The 20,318-nt window shown below is 62.8% G+C and carries 11 protein-coding genes; 4 read left to right on the top strand and 7 right to left on the bottom strand.

Annotated features, from left to right (window positions below):
- Positions 1 to 87 precede the first annotated feature (87 nt).
- On the bottom strand, positions 88 to 996 hold the full coding sequence (locus L0U84_RS05285) for a LysR family transcriptional regulator (protein ID WP_233851945.1): 909 nt from the start codon (positions 994 to 996) through the stop codon (positions 88 to 90).
- 129 nt (positions 997 to 1,125) lie between these two features.
- Here L0U84_RS05285 and L0U84_RS05280 point away from each other — a divergent pair, with 129 nt between their 5' ends.
- Genes L0U84_RS05280 through L0U84_RS05265 form a run of 4 tightly spaced genes read left to right on the top strand, consistent with a single transcriptional unit; the run spans position 1,126 to position 6,666 of the window.
- The gene (locus tag L0U84_RS05280) at positions 1,126 to 3,246 is read left to right on the top strand and encodes a 3-hydroxyacyl-CoA dehydrogenase NAD-binding domain-containing protein (protein ID WP_233848303.1); all 2,121 of its coding nucleotides are present in this window, start codon (positions 1,126 to 1,128) and stop codon (positions 3,244 to 3,246) included.
- Between the two features lie 30 nt (positions 3,247 to 3,276).
- On the top strand, positions 3,277 to 4,485 hold the full coding sequence (locus L0U84_RS05275) for an acyl-CoA dehydrogenase family protein (protein WP_233848301.1): 1,209 nt from the start codon (positions 3,277 to 3,279) through the stop codon (positions 4,483 to 4,485).
- Between the two features lie 12 nt (positions 4,486 to 4,497).
- The gene (locus tag L0U84_RS05270; RefSeq protein WP_233848300.1) at positions 4,498 to 5,670 is read left to right on the top strand and encodes an acyl-CoA dehydrogenase family protein; all 1,173 of its coding nucleotides are present in this window, start codon (positions 4,498 to 4,500) and stop codon (positions 5,668 to 5,670) included.
- Between the two features lie 30 nt (positions 5,671 to 5,700).
- Complete coding sequence (locus L0U84_RS05265; RefSeq protein WP_233848299.1) at positions 5,701 to 6,666, top strand: amidohydrolase family protein; 966 nt, start codon at positions 5,701 to 5,703, stop codon at positions 6,664 to 6,666.
- A gap of 27 nt (positions 6,667 to 6,693) precedes the next feature.
- Here L0U84_RS05265 and L0U84_RS05260 read toward each other — a convergent pair whose 3' ends face one another.
- The 6 genes from L0U84_RS05260 to L0U84_RS05235 all read right to left on the bottom strand — a co-directional run bounded on the left by L0U84_RS05260 (position 6,694) and on the right by L0U84_RS05235 (position 20,018).
- Entirely contained in the window at positions 6,694 to 13,038 is a 6,345-nt protein-coding gene (locus tag L0U84_RS05260) for an autotransporter outer membrane beta-barrel domain-containing protein (RefSeq protein WP_233852080.1), read from the bottom strand.
- 634 nt (positions 13,039 to 13,672) lie between these two features.
- Positions 13,673 to 14,347, bottom strand: coding sequence for a response regulator transcription factor (locus L0U84_RS05255; protein WP_233851944.1), 675 nt, complete (start codon positions 14,345 to 14,347; stop codon positions 13,673 to 13,675).
- 676 nt (positions 14,348 to 15,023) lie between these two features.
- Positions 15,024 to 16,427 (bottom strand): hypothetical protein, encoded by a 1,404-nt coding sequence (locus L0U84_RS05250; RefSeq protein ID WP_233848297.1) that lies wholly within the window; start codon positions 16,425 to 16,427, stop codon positions 15,024 to 15,026.
- Positions 16,428 to 16,663: 236 nt separating this feature from the next.
- Positions 16,664 to 17,989, bottom strand: coding sequence for an ATP-binding protein (locus L0U84_RS05245; RefSeq protein WP_233848295.1), 1,326 nt, complete (start codon positions 17,987 to 17,989; stop codon positions 16,664 to 16,666).
- A 27-nt stretch (positions 17,990 to 18,016) separates the two neighbouring features.
- Complete coding sequence (locus L0U84_RS05240; protein ID WP_233848293.1) at positions 18,017 to 18,934, bottom strand: BMP family ABC transporter substrate-binding protein; 918 nt, start codon at positions 18,932 to 18,934, stop codon at positions 18,017 to 18,019.
- Between the two features lie 226 nt (positions 18,935 to 19,160).
- Positions 19,161 to 20,018, bottom strand: coding sequence for a bestrophin family protein (locus L0U84_RS05235; protein ID WP_233848291.1), 858 nt, complete (start codon positions 20,016 to 20,018; stop codon positions 19,161 to 19,163).
- Positions 20,019 to 20,318 lie beyond the last annotated feature (300 nt).

The raw sequence follows: 20,318 nt of genomic DNA, 5'->3' as shown, positions 1-20,318 counted from the left end.
TTCCGCAGTTTAGCCCACGACCCTGCGTCGGCGTGCCGATCGTCACGACGGCCAGCGCGCGCAGACTCGGCGCCCGAATTCGCAGCTTCAATGCGCGCCGCCCCTGCCCGAGCCCTGCGCCTGCTCCAGCACGAAGTCGATGAAGGTCGCCGCCGCGCGCGTGTGATGCCGGTTCGGCATGTACAGCATGTACATGTGCGTGCCGAAGATGCTGAGTCGCCACGCATCGAGCGCGCTCAGCACGGCGCCGCGCTTCAGATCGTCCTGCACCACGTAGTCGGGCACGAGTCCGACGCCGAGACCGGCCAGCACCGCCTGCCGCAAAAATAGAAAGTTTTCCGAAATGATCGTCGGCTCGAGCAGCACTTCATGACGCTCGTCGCGCAGATACGCGGCGAGCCGCAACTGCTTGCCGATCACGGCCGCGGTAATCAGCGGCGCGGTGCGCAGGTCGTCGAGCGTCGCGGGCATGCCGTGCGTGCGCGCGAATTCGGGAGATGCGCAAGCCACGTAGCGGACCGGGCCCATGTCCCGCGCGACGAGGTTTTGCGGCGGCTCCGACATCACGCGCACCGCGATGTCGATCTCGTCGCGCATCAGATCCTCGACGCGGTTCTCGAACATCACATCCAGCACGATGCCCGGATACAGCCGCTTGAACGCGATCAGCCAGTCGGACATCACGAGCTGGCCATAGCCGCTCGGCACGCTGAGCCGCACGCGCCCCTGCAGGCTCTGGCCGAGCGTCGTCACCGACTCGCGCGCGGCCAGCAGCGCGTTGCGGATCGTGCGGCCGTGCTCGTAGAGCCGCAGACCGATCTCGGTCGGCTCGACGCGGCGCGTGGTGCGTCGCACCAACTGCAGGCCGACCGAACGCTCCAACTGGTTCAGGTGATAGCTGACGTTCGCGCGGCTCATCTTGAGCCGGCGCGCCGCTTCGCTCAGATTGCCGGCGTCGAGGATGTCGACGAGCAGGGTCAGCGAGTTGACGTCCATCGCCATGCCTTTGTCAAAATAATTTTGACAGTCTGTCAATCAGCCATGTGATTGTCAATGAACGTTGACCGCTCCAGAATGGGACGATCAGACGCGCGCGCGTCGCCACCATCAAACGGAGACACCAGCATGACCCCTTCCCCCTCAGCCGACGTCGTCACCCGTGAATTGCGCGGCAAGGTACTGCTCGTCACGATCGATCACGCGCCGGTCAACGCACTATCCGCCGACGTGCGGCGCGGCCTGCTGGCCGCGATCGAAGCCGCCGACGCCGAGCGCGCGGTCGAAGCCGTGCTGATCGTCGGCGCGGGGCGCAACTTCATCGCCGGTGCCGATATCCGCGAGTTCGGCAAGCCGCCGGTGCCCCCTTCGCTGCCGGACGTGTGCAACCGCATCGAGGCCTGCGCGAAGCCCGTGATTGCCGCGCTGCACGGCGCCGCGCTCGGCGGCGGGCTCGAAGTGGCGCTCGCCGCGCATTACCGGATTGCCGTCGATGGCGCGAAGCTCGGCCTGCCCGAAGTGCAGCTCGGCCTGCTGCCCGGCGCGGGCGGCACGCAACGCACGCCGCGTCTGATCGGCGCGCCGGCCGCGCTCGATCTGATCTTGAGCGGCCGTCATGCGAGTGCGAAGGAAGCGCTCGCGCTCGGGCTGATCGACCGTCTCGGCGACAGCGGCGACATCCTCGCCGAAGGGCTCGCCTACGCGCACGAGTTGCTCGCCGCGCACGCGCCGGTGCGCCGCACGCGCGATGCCGCCGCGTTGAACGATCGCGCCGCGAGCCTCGCCGCAGTCGCGAAAGCGCGTGAGGAAACCGCGAAGAAAGCGCGCGGCCTGTTCTCGCCGCTGAAAATCGTCGACGCCGTCCAAGCCGCGATCGAACAGCCCTTCGACGAAGGCCTGAAGCTCGAACGCAAGCTGTTCCTGCAATGCCTCGACAGCCCGCAGCGCGCCGGCCTGATTCACGCGTTCTTCGCCGAGCGCGAAGTGCTGAAAGCGCCTGAAACGCGCGCTGCGAAACCGCGCGCGCTCGACGCGATCGGCGTGATCGGCGGCGGCACGATGGGCGCGGGCATTGCGGTCGCGGTGCTCGACGCGGGACTGCCCGTCACGATGATCGAACGCGACGAAGCATCGCTCGCGCGCGGCCGCGCGCATATCGACAAGGTCTACGACGCGCTGATCGCCAAAGGCCGCCTCACCGCGGAGAAGAAAGCCGCAACCATGGCGCGCTGGAGCGGCAGCACGTCGTACGATGCGCTTGCTAACGCCGACCTCGTGATCGAAGCCGTGTTCGAAGATCTCGACGTCAAAAAGGCCGTGTTTGCCGAGCTCGATCGCGTCTGCAAGCCCGGCGCGGTGCTCGCGACCAACACGTCGTATCTGGACATCGAAGCGATCGCGGCCAGCATCTCGCGTCCCGCCGACGTAATCGGCCTGCACTTCTTCTCGCCGGCCAACATCATGAAGCTGCTCGAAGTCGTGGTGCCGAAGCAGGTCAGCGCCGACGTCGTCGCGACCGCGTTCGAGCTCGCGAAGAAGCTGCGCAAGACGCCGGTGCGCGCGGGCGTATGCGACGGCTTCATCGGCAATCGGCTGCTCGCCGTGTATCGCGCCGCCGCCGACGCGCTGATGGAAGACGGCGCGTCGCCGTATCAGATCGACACGGCGGTGCGCGCGTTCGGCTTGCCGATGGGCCCGTTCCAGGTGGTCGACCTCGCGGGCGGCGACATCGGCTGGGCGGCGCGCAAACGCCGCGCGGCCACGCGCGATCCGAACGCGCGCTACGTGCAGATCGCCGACCGCCTGTGCGAGCGCGGCTGGTTCGGCCAGAAGACCGGCCGCGGATTCTATCTGTACCCCGAGGGATCGCGCGGCGGCATGCCCGATCCCGAAGTCGAGGCGATCATCGACGCCGAGCGCGTGCGCGCGGGCATCACGCCGCGCAGCTTCACCGACGAGCAGATCTTGCGCCGCTATCTGGCCGCGATGATCAACGAAGGCGCGAACGTCGTGCACGAAGGCATCGCGCTGCGCCCGCTCGACGTCGACGTGACATTGCTGTACGGCTACGGCTTTCCGCGTTACCGCGGCGGTCCGATGAAATACGCGGACAGCGTCGGGCTGGCGGCGATTCTCGCCGACATTCGCGAGTTCGCGAAGGAAGACCCGCTGTTCTGGCGGCCGTCGCCGCTGCTGATCGATCTGGTCGAGCGCGGCGCGGATTTCGCGAGCCTGAATACGACGGCCTGAGCCACCACGAACACTGACGGAACGACTGCGATGGATCTGAACTTCACCCCCGAAGAAGAAGCGTTTCGCGCCAGCGTGCAGGCGTTTCTGCGCGACAAGCTGCCGCAACGCCTTGCCGACAAGGTGCACGGCGGCCGGCGTCTGACGCGCGACGATATGGCCGAGTGGCACGCGATTCTGAACGCGCAAGGCTGGCTCGCGAACCACTGGCCGAAAGAGTACGGCGGCCCCGGCTGGAGCGCGGTGCAGAAGTTCATCTTCGAAAACGAATGCGCATTGGCCGGCGCACCGCGCGTGGTGCCGTTCGGCGTCAACATGCTCGGGCCCGTGCTGATCAGGTACGGCAGCGACGCGCAGAAACGCCACTGGCTGCCGCGCATACTCGATGGTTCCGACTGGTGGTGCCAGGGCTATTCGGAGCCCGGCGCGGGCTCCGATCTCGCGTCGGTCAAGACGACCGCGGTGCGCGGCACGGACGCCGAGGGCGAGCACTACATCGTCAATGGGCAGAAGACGTGGACCACGCTCGGTCATTACGCAAACATGATCTTCTGCCTCGTGCGCACCGCGACCGACGTACGCAAGCAGGAAGGCATCAGCTTTCTGCTGATCGACATGAACACGCCGGGCGTCGAGGTACGGCCGATCATCACGCTCGACGGCGAGCACGAAGTCAATGAAGTGTTTTTCACCGACGTGCGCGTGCCGGCCGGGAATCTCGTCGGCGAAGAGAACAAGGGCTGGACCTACGCGAAATATCTGCTCACGTATGAGCGCACGAATATCGCGGGCGTCGGCTTTTCGGTCGCCGCATTCAATCGTCTGCGCAAGATCGCCGCGAAACAGCTGCGCAATGGCCGGCCTCTCGCCGAGGATCCCGCGTTCGCGGCACGCATGGCGCGCGTCGAGATCGATCTCGAGAACATGAAGACGACCAACCTGCGCGTGATCGCGGCGGTGGCGGGCGGCGGCGTGCCCGGTGCCGAGAGTTCGATGCTGAAGATTCGCGGCACCGAGATCCGTCAGGAGATTTCGTCGCTGACGCGGCGCGCGATGGGCGCTTATGCGCAGCCGTTCGTCGAGGAAGCGCTGCACGAAGGCTTCGACGGCGTGCCGGTCGGCCCCGACGAAGCCGCGAGTGCCGCGTCGCAGTACTTCAACAATCGCAAGCTGTCGATCTTCGGCGGCTCGAACGAAATCCAGAAGAACATCATCTCCAAGATGATCCTCGGACTGTAAGAGGCGCACGTCATGAATTTCCAGCACACCGAAGACCGCCGCATGCTGGCGGATACGCTGAACCGCTTCATCAGCGAGCAGTACGGCTTCGCGACCCGCGACAAGATCGCGTGCTCGACGCAGGGCTTCAGCAGCGAATTGTGGGCGCGCTTCGCGGAGCTTGGCGTGATCGGCGCATTGTTCGATGAAGCGAGCGGCGGTTTTGGCGGCGGCGGATTCGATATTTCCGTCGTGTTCGAGAGTATCGGCCGCGGGCTCGTCGTCGAGCCGTTTCTCGATACGCTGATCGTCGGCCGGGCGATCGATCGCAGCGGCAGCGACGCGCAGAAAGCGGCGCTGACTTCGTTGATCGACGGCTCGCGGATCGTCGCGCTCGCGCATGGTGAGCCGGACAGTCATTACGAACTGGCTCGGGTCGCTGCGACGCGAGCGCTGCGCAGTGACAATAGGTGGACAGTGAACGGAGCGAAGGCTGTCGTTCAGTTTGGCGAGCATGCGCAAGTGTTCCTCGTCTCGGCACGCACGAGCGGCGAGGACGATGCGGAAGGCGGCATCACGCTGTTCCTGGTGCCGAAGGACGCTTCGGGGGTGAGCGTGCGCGGCTATCGCAAGATCGACGGCGGACGCGCGGCCGAAGTGACGTTCGACAACGTCACGCTCGGCGACGACAGCGTGCTCGGCTCAGTAGACGAGGGCTACGCGACGCTCGAATATGCGGTGAGTTGCGGCGTGCTCGCGCTGTGCGCGGAAGCGGTCGGCGCGATGGACGTCGCGAAAGACTACACGCTCGACTATCTGCGCACGCGCAAGCAATTCGGCGTGCCGATCGGCAGCTTCCAGGCGTTGCAGCATCGCATGGCCGATCTGCTGCTCGAAATCGAGCAGGCACGCTCGGCGGTGATCAACGCGGCGGCGGCGCTCGACGGCGAACGCAACGCGCGCGAGCGCGCGGTGTCGGCGGCGAAGTACAGCATCGGCCGGATCGGCGCGCGGGTCGCGGAGGAATGCATCCAGTTGCACGGCGGGATCGGCATGACGTGGGAGCTGCCGCTTGCGCACTACGCGAAGCGGCTCGTGATGATCGATCATCAGCTTGGGGATGAGGATCATCATCTGGAGCGGTTCGTGGCGTTGGGCTACGCTGAGCGAAAATCCAGTGCTGAGGCAACTCGCAGACAGACTTGATGTCCTCATAATCCCCGCGATCCGGCGACCATGACCGACCGACGACATTTCATCTTGCAGGCCACCACTGCCTGTCTCGCTGGCGCGTCGTTCGGCCTGGCGTCGGCGGCAAGCACTGCGCACAGGAATAGCGCCGGTTCCTTCCCGATCCCACCCGGCGCGTGCGACTGCCATGTGCATATCATCGGTCCGCAAAGCCGCTATCCGATGTTGCCTGATCGCGACTACACCCCTCCCGAAGCGAGTGTGGCCGCTTTGCGCGCACACCTCGCGCAGCTTGGCCTGTCCCGCGTCGTGCTCGTCCAGCCGAGCTTCTACGGCGCAGACAATGCATGCCTCGTCGATGCGCTACAGGTGCTCGGCGACATCGCGCGAGGGACTGCGGTGATCGATCCGTCTGCGCCCGATGAAACGCTCCAGGCGCTGGCAGCTAACAGGGTCAAAGGCGTGCGCGTCAATCTGGCGTCGATCGGTCAGCAGGACCCCGCCGCGGCCCGCGGCGTACTGAATTCGCTCGCACGCCGCATCGGGCCGCTTGGATGGCACGTAGAGATTTACGCAGCCTCGCAGGTGATTGCGGCATTGGCGGACGAAATCGGTGCGCTCGAGGTGCCGGTCGTCCTCGATCACTTCGCGATGATCGAGCCGTCAAAGGGTATGGCGCAGCCGGACTTACCGCCGATCGTCGAGCTTCTGCGAAGCGGCCATACCTATATCAAGCTGTCGGCGCCCTATCGCATCTCGCAACGCACGCCGGACTATGACGACGTGCGCCCGCTCGTGCGCCACCTGATCGAGGCAAATCCCGCGCGCATAGTCTGGGCGAGTGACTGGCCGCACACCCAGCACGAGCCGGGCGAAAAACCGACCGCCATCAGCCCGTTCCGTCACGTCGACGACGCGCGCGTGTTCTATCAACTCGCGCACTGGGTACCCGAACCGGAATTGCGACAGCGCATCCTCGTCACCAATCCAACCACGCTTTACGGCTTTTGATGACTTGTCCGGGCCCCGACGCTTTTATCAGAACCGGTACTTGACCCGGATCTGGCCGCCATTCTCGACCTCGTGCGCGGCAACCATGCCGTCATACTCCAGACGCACATCGAGACGTTTGGTCGTATAGACCTCTACCCCAGCGGAAAACTTGCCCGCGACGTGCGCATTGGTGAGCGTATTGGTGAAGGTGCCGAAACCCGGGGCAGCGGCGAACGACGCGTTGGTCGTGTAGCTATTGCCTGCAATGAAGCTCACCCCGGCGCCGACATAAGCGTCGACTGTCGCCGACCCGATCTGCGCGCGCGTGCCGATCCGCAAATTCGGCGTGCCGGTCGCAATGACGCTGTTCGCGCTATTCACCTTCAGGTTGAGCGCGCCCGCACCGCTCTCCGTGTAGCCCGGGAGATTGATGTAGTTCAGATCGCCGTCGAGCGCCGGTTCGAGGTAGAAGCGGCCGAACGGGATCTGATAGGCCGCGCGCAAGTGCAACCCGAGATTGTACGAATCGGGCGAGGCGGTCGCCACCGCATTGGCGGTCGGGATCACGCGCGAGCTGTTCAACCAGCCGTAGCTGGCGTCCACCGCTCCGGTGAAAGTCCACGGACCGACCTCGTGCTTGAGCGCGACGACGCCAAGAAGCGCATTGCCGTTGGCGCTCGTCAGGTTGTCGTTGCCGGTGAAACGGTCGGTCTCGTAGCCGATGGCGCCACCGAGGAACCAGCCGGGCTGCAGCTGGACCTGCCCGCCGACCTTCATCGTCGTACCTTGCCAGCCGAAACCCGGGAATGAAGCGTCGGCGCTACGGTTTTCCCACATGCCCGTGGCGCGGAACCACACGCAGGAGCCCTGCTTTCTGACGGTGGAGTCGTCGTCGCCGAACTCTGGGCAACTGAAGACGGAGCGCGAGAATGCCTGGCTGGACTGGTAGCGCGCAGCGGCCACGCCGAGCAACTCCTGCCCGGAGACGGCGGTCAGCGTCTGGGCATAGCCCGCCGAGCTAGCGGCGCTACCGAAGGCTCCAAAGATGGGCGAAAAGGTGGGATTGGCGCTGCTCCACAACCGGTCCAGGTTGGCCGCGACACTCTGCTGCGTGGCCGAAGTCCCCTTGCTCGCACCGACGAAATCCGCATCGGTTTTAATCGCGACGGTGTTGCCTTGCACCAGCGGCGTGAAGCGGTAGACCGGCGTAGAAGAACCCGCGAGCGTCGCATCCGGCTGAATGCCGCCGGCCGCCGACAGCACGGTGCTCGTGCTCTTCAGATAGCTCACCGGATCGGCCTGCACCTTGCCGGCAAGCGCGGCGGTACCGGTGATGTTGAGCAGATCGGACCGCTTGTTGGCGGGATCGATCTGGACGTTCAGCGTGCCAGTCGAAGTCTGCACGAGATTGCCGGTGAGAACCGTATTGCCGATCGACTTCGCGCCGCCGACTTTGAGCGTGCCGGCGTTGTTGACCGTGCCGCCTCCGACGTTCAGCGTGGTGGGTGTGTCGATCACGCCGCCGGGCAGATTGTTGACAACGCTGTTGCCGGGGCCACCAAGGTCGTAGATGTCACCGGTGATAGTGCCGGAGTTGTTGACCGTGGTGGTGGCGGACGCCTCGCCATACACCGTGGGGTCCACCAGGATCGCGTATTTGCCTAAGGTCTGGATGGTGCCCTGGTTGGTGATGATGTTGTTATTGCCGCCAATCAGACGGACGGCGGCAGCGTCGCGAAACTCCGGCTCCACCCCCCCCTTTAGGCCCGTCGCGAAATTGGGATCGGTCGTGCCGCCTATGACTTTCGACCCGGGCGCCAGGTGGATCGAGATTTGCCCGCCTTTCTGGCCGTCGCTTTGCGCCAGGATGCCGGCGGACCCGACGCCTGTGGCCATGACCGTGTCGTTATCCCTGACGTTGACGGCGACCATGCCGCCCACGCCGGCGCCACCCGCGCTGCCACGTGCCACATCATGCAGCGGGCCGAGTATGCTCGAGGGGTTGTTGGAAGCCACCAGACCACCGCCACCACCGATCGATTGCGCGAAGATCGCCGGCGCGTACCGGCCGGTCGTCACGACCTTCCCGCCGTTTACCACGATGACGTTGACGGCGCCGCCATTGCCGCTGTTGGCAAATACTTCGCCGCTCGTATTGTCACCGTAGTAGTTCGGGGCTGACGGGTCGCCGGCAAAACCCCCGCCACCGCCGATCGATTGTGCGACGATCCCATACGCACCGTCGCCGGTGGTAGAGACAGTGTGATTGGTGTCCACGACAAGAACGCTGCCGCCGTTGCCGCTCGCGCCGCCGGCGCCAACGGGCGTGTTCGTGTTGATCTGTCCGCCCGCCACGAACCCGCCCCCGCCGCCGATCGACTGCGCGACGATACCGTGCGCGTCAAGTCCGCTCGTCGTCACGTTGCCTTGCGTGTTGACAGTGACGCCGCTGCCATTTCCCGAACTGCCGTTCTGACCGCCGAAGCTCAGTGTCACCCCGTAGATGTCGGCGATGCGTCCCTGAGGATTGTTGACGGCTTTGGAGGGATCGAACGTCTCATCGCTGCTCGCGGTGGTCACGACACCGCCGCCGCCTCCGATACTTTGCGCGAGGATGCCGACGCTGTGCTTGCCAAGTGTCGTGACCGTGCCGGCGTTGCTGACGTTCACGGTGCCGCCGTTCCCGGCGCCTCCGCCATTGCCGCCCACGGCGATCGACAGGCTTTTCAGCGAACCGCTGATCGCCCCCGACATCGCACCGTTGCCGCCACCGCCGCCTACGCTCTGCGCGTACAAGCCAAACGCTTCCACCCCCTGCGTCTCGACTGCGCCAGTCGCCCCCTGCACGACACTCACCGCCCCGCCCGAGCCGGCCGCGCCACCGCTGCCGCCCACGGCGACCGCGGCCTGCACCTTCGAATCGTTGTTCGACTTGCCGACCGAACTCGCCGCACCGCCGCTGCCACCGCCGCCGCCAACGCTCTGCGCGAAGATGCCATGGGATTGCGCGCCATAGGTGCCGATCGCGCCGGTGTTAGTAGCGTTCACCGCACCGCCCACGCCACCCGCGCCGCCGCTGCCGCCGACCGACACGCCCACGCTGATCTGGTTCACGGTGCCCAGAACTTTCGATACCCCATCCGGCTGCGTGAGGAGCTTTTCCAGATCACCATAAGTCGCTTCGATTTTTTCGCCGAGCGCGCCGTCCTGCAGGATGTTGTTGCCCAGGTTCTGCACGTTCTGGTTCAGGCCGAGGCCGTTACCCAGAATGCCGAACAGGGTCTGGGCGTTGGAGTACGTGTCGAGGCCGCTGCTGCCGCCCGCTGCCGCCGCGCCCTTGCCGCCTTTGCCCCCGCCGCCGCCGACGCTTTGCGCGAAGATGCCGGTCGAGGCTGCGCCGCGGGTGACGATGTTGCCGTTGTTGGTCGTCGTCACCGTGTTGCCGTCGCCGCCGACGCCACCCTTGCCGCCAACTCCCACGGCGATCGCAGCCGAGCCGCCGCTGGCCGCAGCGGTACCACCGCCGCCTGCGCCGCCGCCGCCGCCCACGCTCTGGGCGAACACCGCATCGGCGCCGTCGCCGCGCGTCGCGATCGAACCGTCGTTGGTCAGGCCGACCGTGCCGCCCGTCCCCCCTGTTCCACCCGTTCCGCCCACCGCGATTGTCGCGCTGAAGCTGGTTTTGGCGTTAGTCGCCGTTGCCGAGGCATCGCCCGTGCCGCCATTGCCGCCGCCACCGCCAATTGACTGCGCGAACACGCCGTGGGCGTCCTGGCCCAGGGTTGCGATCAGCCCGGAGTTTTCCAGGTTGACGGCGCCGCCCGTGCCGCCGCTGCCGCCACTGCCGCCGAGAGCCACGGAGACCGACAGCGACGCCCCCTTGGCAGGTGACGCGGAGTAGGACGCGGCGGTTGCGTCGCCGCCCGTACCGCCGCCGCCACCGACGGACTGCGCGAACACAGCGGTTGCGCTGTCGCCCGCTGTGGTGATCAGACCGGAATTATCGAGCGTGACATTGCCGCCGGTGTTGCCGGTCCCGCCGGCGCCGCCGATAGCGGCGCTGACGCTGATTGAAGGAATGTTGGGGCTGCCCGATGCGGCCACGGCACGCGCCGTGGCACTGCCGCCGGAGCCGCCGCCGCCGCCGATGCTTTGCAGCACGACACCTTCGGCATCCGAACCATACGTAACGACCTGCCCCGTGTTGGTCAGCGACACCGCGCCGGCCGCGCCGCCTCCGCCGCCCTGCCCGCCAATGGCAACCGAGCTCGACAGCGGGCCGCCGACGGTAAACGCTGTAGCGTTGCCGCCATTGCCGCCACCGCCGCCGATCGACTGCTCCTTGATGCCGGCTGCGTGGTCGCCGTAGGTCGTGACGAGTGCGGCGTTGTCGACGCTAACCTGGCCGCCGTTGCCGCCACCGTGAGCATCCCCGCCGATCACCATGGTGATCAGCCCCCCGCCGCTCGACGTCGCGCTGCCGGCGTTGCCGCCGGAGCCGCCGATGCTTTGCGCGAGGATGCCGGCGCCACCGCTCTGGTCGAGGCTGCCAAACACGCTGTGCTGGCCCAGCGTCAGTTTCACCGCGCCGCCATTGCCACCCTGGCCGCCGTTGCCGCCAATCTCGAAGCCCGCGCCAGCGGTGGCGCCGCTGGCGTCGCCGCCGCTTCCGCCGCCACCGCCGATGCTTTGCGCGATCAGCGGGATGCTGCCTGTGCCTGCGCCTGACTGACTGCCGGCCGTGACATAGGCGTGGTCCGAATTCACCGTGACCGCGCCGCCATCGCCGCCCGCGGCACCTGCACCGCCCGAGCCGGCCAGCGCGAAGCTGACACTACCGCCATTGCCCCCGCCGCCGCCGACACTTTGCACCAGGGCGCCGTGGGTATATGGGCCGTTCGTTTTGATTGTCGCCGTGTTCTTCGCGTCTCCAAGGGTCAGCGAAGCGCTCCCGCCGGCGCCCGCCTTACCACCATTGCCGCCTTCACCCACGATAGGGCTCTGGACGCCGTCACCGCCGCCGCCGGCGCCGCCATTGGCCTGCACCAGCACCGCCTCACCCCCGATCAGCCCGGCAGCAGACTGCCCGGCCGGAGCATTCGCCGTGTAATCGACCGAACCCAGCACGGTAGCGCCGGCGCTGCCGCCATTCCCGCCGTTGCCGCCCGCCCCACCCTCGTTGCGGAATGCGCCGTCGGTGGCGGTGCCACCGGTCCCGCCTGCTCCGCCATTTGCCTTGGCGGTTACGCCGCTGCCCGGCTGATACCGACTGTTCGCCGATTGCATCTGATCGGAGAAAACGATCTGGCCACCGCTGCCGAGTTCCGCGCTGGCTGTGCCGCCGTTACCTCCGTTGCCGCCGGTCCCACCAAAACTGCCAATTCCACCGAGCGCGCCACCAGCGTCGCCGCCTCTACCGCCATCGGCGTCGGCCTGCATCGGAAAGATCTGGCCTGTAGAGGTGCCGGCGATCAGGCTGCCGTTCTGAAACGCAAGCGTCGCGGTACCGCCGTCGCCGCCGTCACCGCCCTTGCCTCCATAGCTTTGCACGGCAAGATCCACCGGCTTGGGCGCGTCGCCCCCCGTTCCGCCGCTTCCGCCCCTGGCGAACACTTGCAGGCCCTTACCATAGAACTGGATATTGCCGGAGGCGTTAAGCGCTGCCCGACCACCCCGCCCCCCCGCTCCGCCGTTGCCGCCGTAGAGCGCCTGTCTGCCTTGGGTATTGGAGTCGCGGCCCGCTCCGCCGGCGCCGCCATTGGCTTCCACGTCGAGCGCAACTTCCGGAAGGACACCTTTCGAGTCGGGGCCAACCGTGCCGCTGAACTGCACGGAGACCGCGCCGCCATTGCCGCCCGCTCCGCCGGCTCCCGTGTGGGCGGTGTTATTGTCGTTATAACCGCCCTGTCCGCCGACACCACCGTTACCACCGTTGACGGACCATTCCGCCCCCACCAGGGGGCTCATGACAAACGGCACGAAGCCTCCCTTCACCGTAATTCCGCTATTGACACTGTTAAAGGAACCACCCGACTGACCAGCGAAGCCATCCTGGCCCCGTCCGTTCCAGGAACCGTCGTCAGCGCCGTTGCATCCCTGCTGGCCCGGGGCGTTCAGGTAGTACTGGGGAAGCGGCGCTGAGCCGAACGTCTGATTGGAGAAGTTGGTCTGTGCCGGCGCCGCAGGCAGCGCGGGGTTGGCGCTGCTGTTGCACTGGGCACGAACCGCGACCGGAACCAGCAGCGTCGCCAGCGACGCCACGGCCGAGGCCAATGCAACTACGGTGCGACGCTTGCGGCCGCGGCAATCCTCCATACAAGGCACCGACGTCAGTGCCCGGGCAGACTCACAATGCGATGAATGCTTGAAGATATACACGATCTTTCCCATTTTGGTTTTGTCGCAATGACTGGCTTTCCTGGCGACCCGGCCCGATCGGACAAAATCCGATTTCTGAACACGACGAATGACCGGAAGCCCGCACTGGCAAGTAATGCGTACGAAATTGAGCCCTGCCCAGGAAGGTGATTAATTTCTAACTTTCGCCGGAATATTTCGGTGGAAGTTTTCCAACTTGATAAAGGCCTTCAGAATGGGCTGAGGCACCCTATGCGCGTTTGAAAAACATCAATCAATTGCGCTTAGGTTGCATAGTGCGCGTGATGACTTAGATATAAATTAGTAGGAGGGAACCACAGGTGCCGCTAGCCGGGCTTGGTTGAATGGAACAAAAATACGAAGATCCAGACGCTGAAGAGCGCAGCGCGAATTTCAAGCCTGGTACTGCACTTCCACGGCGGGCTTTGCACTACGGCAAGCCGGGATTCGATATTTGAATGGCCTCTGGCTGACCGACGCAGAACTACGTTTCTCTTCGGCGTCTCCGATCATCACAAGTACTCCGAAGATGAATATTTAGAATATTGATTCTATGTACGTCAACAAGCCTCAAGATCTGGATCTGTCTTTAAACCCGGAAAATTGACATCTGCGTCGTAAGGGAACGAGCAGCCGAGACGTGCCGTCACGCCTCGGGCGATTCGCCGAGCGTAACGGTCCAGCCGAGGCCACGCACGTTGCGAATCACAGACTGTCCGAACTTCTTCCGTACACCGTGGATGAGCACGTCGACCGCATTGCTCTCGACTTCCTTACCCCACCCATAAAGCTTCCCCTCGAGCTGATCTCGCGAGAGGATGGTACCGGGGCGCTCGAGGAACGCGAACATCAGTGCGAACTCGCGCGCCGACAGAACGGACGACACCCCGTTGCAGCATAGAGTTCGTTTGTCGAGATCGAGGTTCAGTGCGTCATTGCCAAGACGCGACGACGCAAAGCCCGCCCTGCGACGCAGCACGGCACGAATTCGCGCGAGCAGTTCGGGCAGGTGAAAGGGCTTGAGAACGTAGTCGTCAGCGCCGAAATCGAGCCCTTGGACCCGGGCGTCGAGGTCGTCACGTGCAGTCAGGATCAGAATGGGTACCTTGCTACCCTTCTCACGCGCCGTCTTCAGCAATTCGATGCCGCCCATGCCGGGCAAACCAAGATCGAGCAAGACCAGCGTATATTCAACGGCAGCGATGGCCGCACTGCCGGCATTGCCGTCGCGTACCCAGTCGACGCTGTACTCCGCATCCTGAAGCGCACGCAGCAAACTTTGACCGATCTGCAGGTCGTCTTCGACTATGAGCACTCGCATGGTGCATTGTCCACAGCAATGGAGCGTTGTCGTTGGGTGCAAGGCAAGGAACGTTCCTCCGCGGGCGCGTTGCGCGCCCGAGCGATTCGCGATTCATGCGTAATGCGCCGGTTATGTCTCATCAGTTCGGACGCTTCACATCAGGCGAATTGGCTCTCCCCGGGAAAAACTTTCCGAACCACTCGCGAATGCCGGAACTGGTGAAGCTGTATCGGCCGGGATTTATACAAGTGGCTGAACACGGACCCCATGAAGAATCGCTGTCCTCAGGATCGACGGGCAGGAAATAGACATTTAGCATGTGTCCCTCTCACGTAGAGACCATCTTGCGCCAGGGATTCGCTCGAAATAACTCCCGGAATCCACTCTCCATTGGCACTTTTCAGCCCGCCGATCCGCAATCTTCGTCTCAGGAAATATTCTAGGTGTTAAGAATGAGATTGGAATGAGAATCGACGGAACGGCCCTTGCAGCGCGCGAGCGTTCGAAAAGGAGCCGCCCGCCTGACAACAGGCGACCAATCTAACAGGTCGAACCTCGACTATCGGTTGATCCTTGTATTGTTCGGGAGGGCGTCTAATAAATGGGGTCGGTCGCGATGGGCGGCTGTGGATGACAAGAGATTTGAAACAAGGCAACAGGAGTATCGACGAACAGGCTTCGCGGCAGCTTCCTGTCAGGGACGCTTCGTCGTCTTGAGCAGATTGAGTGAGTTGACCGCTGCGGAGCATGTCGATTCAATCTGGAAGGGATTCGGGGAGAATTTGTAATTGCAGGCGTTGATGCCCTTGTTGTCGCTTACGAACATCTCGTAACGGCCCGCCCCATGGTTTGATCGCGGGTAGACAATGATCCCGTTATCCTGTGTTTGATAATCGGGAATACCTTGATAAGCGACCGTTTTCTGGATATTGACCAGGTTACCAGTCTGACTGTAATCGTGCGGATCGGCGCCCTGAGCCGGCCATTGGCCGGTCGTTACGCCCATATATGCGTCATTGTTCAGCTGCGTGAATGCCAGAGTTTTCTTCAATGGTTCGTCGTTATACTCGAAGTACACGGTGCCCACATTGTTCGCCTGTTGGGAACGGCTTACGACGATACCCCAAACGTAATTCCACCAATGCGGATTGAAGCCGTCGGTTTCGTTATCATGAGCCCCCATTTCGCTGATGAGAAACGGCTTATTGTATTTCTGCGTAAGCGCCGTGATCTGGTTGAACATCAAATTGTACGAGCCCGCAGACGATGGGTTGGACGCGTCGCCGCGATATCCAGAATTCACCGAAATAATATCAATGTTGTTCGGGCCAATGGCCTCGATTATTGGACTCTTGCCATTGGCGTCGAGAGTCCATTGACTCGGATTATCGACCGCCGAATACGTGATTCTGGCAGCCGGACACAGCTCCCGCACGACCCTGGCAGCAAGCTGGACGTTTTGGGCTACATTTCCAGTCGGATTGCCCAGAATCTCCTGGTCGAATTCGTTGCCAATGCTGTAAGCGAGCACCGCGTTGTGCAGTTGTCCAGCAGGACAGGTTTCCTGAACAATTGAAGTAATGATTCCTTTAGCAGTGTCAGGCGGCTGTTGCGACGCGTAGGTTGTAAGGACAGGATAAATGACCTTCATCTTCCGAGCGTCCAGTTCGTCAAGAAACGCCGTATGCGACTTGTTGTAGGTATTGATGTTATACAGACGAATTGTGTTGACCCCCATACTTTGCATGTCATCGAGATCGAGCTTCCACCGCTGCTTGAGCGCATTGTTATATTGAAGGTTTTTTCCGTCGCCACCCTCCGGTAGCAGTCCGGTCAGATCATCGTCGTAGCAGGGGCTCGTCCAGCTATTCTGATTGTCGATATGCGCGCCGGAGCACAGCCATGCTCCACCCTCGCCTGCCTTAATGTCGTATTGACTGTTGGTGGTGTACCAGCCGCGCGGTTCAGGTTGATACACCATGCCATTTACAAACCATGCCTGATCGTCGACATAGAGCTTGTTGTTCATGATGGTTGTCGCACCATGTGCGTTGAGTGCGGCAACTCCGGCAAATATCAGGAAGAGCGATCGTTTCATGGCCAAATCTCCAGATTCTTGAATAGGCATGAGTCGCGACGCAATCAGGCTTGAATCGACTACTTAAGGTGCCGCGACGACATGCTCTATTAGAACGTTCGCCGGATTAGCTTTCTATTAGTCGGAGGGTTTCTCACAGGGTAATTTGGCTAATGCATTCGGATGCCGAATTATTCGCCCTATTGAATAATTGGCAAGTTTGCCTTTGCCGCAAGTCGCTGCCGCAATCGCACTCCCTACATCATGCCGCGCGCCGGCAGAACGATAGTCGCGATGAGACCGCTGGGTCCATCGCTGCGGTTTTCAAGCGAAATAGTACCCCGGTACTTTGCCGCGACCGATTTGACGATGGAAAGCCCGAGACCACTCCCTTCCGAATCCTCCGCACGCAGACGGAAGAAGCGGTCAAACACCTGGTGCAGTGACGCTTCCGGAATGCCCGGTCCGTTGTCGGTCACGCGCACCACCACGTCGTCGGCACTTCGGAACAGATCGATGTCGACGGTCCCGCCGGGCGGTGTATAGCGCAGTGCGTTCTCGAGCAGATTGCGCACGGCCATACGCAGTTCTCCTTCACGTGCTTCAACTTGCGCGCTCTCGAACTTCCCTACGCCAAGATCGATCGAGCGTGCATCTGCAACCGGCAGAAAGTCTGCGACGAGCTTCTGAACCAACTGGGACAGGTCCACTGTCTCAATTGCCGTCGGATCGAGCTGTGCATCAGCTCGCGCTAGCGAGAGAAGCTGTCGGATCATCGTCGACGCTCGAGCGATGGCCTCGCGCAATTCGCGCAAACGCTCGGCGCGCGCCGCCTCGTCGGGAGCGTTGACGAGGTTGTCGACGCGGAGTTGCATCGCAGCGATAGGCGTGCGCAACTCATGCGCGGCATCGGCGACGAAGCGCTTTTCAGCGTCGATACCAACCTGAAGCCGGGCAATCATCCGATTGATCGACGCAGCGAACGGTCGTACTTCGTCCGGCACGCCCGATATATCGAGGGGCTTGAGGTGCCGAATGCCGACGAACTCCGACTGCGCCCCTGCACGCGACAGCGACGCGAACGCCGCGTTGACCACAAAGGGAATGGCGAGCCAGACGAGTGGAATCAGGATGAGCGTCGGTATCAGGCTTTCGATCGCGGCATGTCTTGCTGTTTGTTCGCGGAATTCGACCGGCTGTCCGACCTCGTACGTGTACTGGCCGTCGGCCTTTCTCAACGTGTAGATGCGATAGGGATGCTCGCCGATACGCTCGATCGAATATCCGTCCGGCGCATTGCGATCGAATAGCACTTCCGGATCGGTGTTATCAGTTGGCGCCGCGTCGCCGCGCTTCCAGATCTGCCCGACAAAGCCGTCTACGGAGTGCTGCGGCGGACCGTGTGAGCCTATCGCGCCGACATTGCCGGCGGACAGCCAGATAGCGGCGCCCTGCAAGTGCACGTCGAGTAGCTCCCCGATGTGCTTGCGCGACAGCCAATATGACGTATACGCATCGATGAGGCCGACTGCCGTGACCAGCACGATCAGCGTTATCGTAATCTGGTTTTTCAACGAGCCCATGCTATCGAATCCAGCGTGTATCAGCGGTTAGCGTCGCGGCCACACAATCTTCCAGACATGGTCCGCATCGACGACAGTGTAGTCGCCGCCCTCAAATTGGCCGGCGACCACGCCATCGACGAAACGCCGGAAAATGACGCTCGTGTCGATGATCACGCTAGCCGCGACGTTTCCGTGCCGGCGCGACGCGTCGGCCATCCAGCCGATCACGCGCACGCTCGGATGGCGCGCGGCCGCGACGATCACTGAGTCATTTGCATCGGCGACGACCACGTCGGCGCCGGCGTCGATCTGCTGCCCCGTCAACTGCTGCGTACGTCGACGGTTGTCCCAGTCGCCGACCCAATCTACCAAAACCGTTGCGTCTGGCACCTTGGCCAGTACGGCCTGCCTGAAGCTTTGCGCCTCCGTTCCGTCGACAGACTCTACGCCGCCGACGAAACCGACGGTCTTTGTCTTCGACACGTTCGCGGCAACAGCTCCCGCAAGCGCGCCACCGAGGCTCTTGCAGTCGAGACAAAAATTGACGACGTTGGGGCCATTCGCCGTTCCCGACAAGGTCGCGAAATAGGCTTGCGGGTATTGTGCTGCGGCCGTTGCGGTGACCGCGCTCAGCTCAGCGCCTGCCAGAATGAAACCGCGTACACCTGCCTTGTAGTGTCGGCCGATAATCGTAAGGATTCGCGCAGCACCCAGACTGTCGGCGTCGCGCACGACCGTGATCCGGTACCCGCTGCGGCGCACCTGGAGGTAGCCGCGATAGGCGGCCTCGCTGAATCCGAGATCGCTTCCGCCGTAGGGAATGAACAGCAACACTGGCCATGTGCTGACCGTGCCCGCAACGGACGCATGCGTTGCGCCTCGGAGTGCGGTCGGGGCGAACGCAGACAATGCGAGCAGCGAACAGACAAAGCGACGTCGCTCGTTGACGGGGTGCGGTTTCATTCGGACAGGATTGTTATGCGCTTCCTCAGATAGTCGAATGTTCTGAAGAACCAACCTGAATACGTCCAAAGTCTAGGCAGGCGCGGGAGATCACGTCAAGAGAGATTTGTCGCACCGACGCACTGCTTTCCATTCAGATAAGGTTTCCTCATTAATTCTCGCTGGGACGTTGCGCACGCTCCCACTCGTGCCCCTGTGCTCAGGCGTACGTGATACGGCCCACCCGTCACCACAAGACGCCGTTCTCGATCTGAACCGGTTTGAGTGCATGGGTCTCGCTCAACCCGTCAAGCAAATCTATTTCGATGGATCGAGTGAGCGTCGTCAACGGCACATCATTTTCCGTATTCGAGAATGGGTTTTGCATATCGTCTCCGATCTTCAATAACGCCAGGAACAGAAACCCTACTACCGTCGACCCTAGCAGGGTATACCATCCGAGGACTTCGACCAGTCCCAACGGAAGGAGTACGCAAAACAGATGCGTAAAGAAAACTGGATAATTTGCGTATTGCCTCGGCAACGGCGTGTTTTTAATGCGCTCCATGCCACCCTGCGCGTTGGAAAATTCAGTCATGGTTCGCTCCAGCGCAACCAATTTCACGCTGTCAAGACTGGGTTCTCGCGCAATCATTTCAGCCGTGCGGCTCAAGATCGCGTTCGGAACGTTAGCGACACGGCGCAAGTGGTGCAGTTCATCGTCGGACAGCCGAGCACCTAACTCTTGCCAAGGCGCTTCACGGCGCAGATGCAAACGTAGTGAATGAACGTACGCGACGTGGCGAAGGACCAGGTCTCGTTTCAAGTACGCGGCGTCCTGAGGCAGCAGCATCTTGATTTCGCGCGCGAAACTTCGCGAATTGTTGACCAGCATTCCCCATAGCGTACGCGCCTCCCACCAACGGGCGTAGGCTGTCGCATTGCGGAAGCTCAGATAAATCGCGACAACCGTGCCGAGCAACGACATCGGCAACGCTGGGAATTCAATCTTGTAGTGCCCACTCAGATATACCGCAGTGACCACCACATCCCAGGTAAACAGAAGCGCGAGCGGACGACCCACATAGTGGAGAATCTGACTCAAACGAACTCGCCCTGGAATAATCATCGCGCATCCTTCCAATTGAGCCGCGAAGTAGCGTTTCGCGGCAACTCAAATCTTTCCCCGATCCTTCTGAGCGCGTTGCACCGACTGGACGCAATGGAAAAAGAGCCGCTGACATGCCACACCAAGCTCAAGGCACAGGGCTCGGCAGACGCTGCGGAACGAATCCTACCCCTTGAGAATTAGGCTGGAATTAGATGGGCGAGAAGGCGCGCCGGCACCATCATCGTCGAGAAAATCGTCGCCAATGTGGCCGCCTCTGCCATCGAATGGCGCGGA

The sequence above is a fragment of the Paraburkholderia sp. HD33-4 genome (assembly GCF_021390635.1).
Taxonomy (GTDB): Bacteria; Pseudomonadota; Gammaproteobacteria; order Burkholderiales; family Burkholderiaceae; genus Paraburkholderia.
This window is presented reverse-complemented; position numbering and strand designations above follow the sequence as displayed.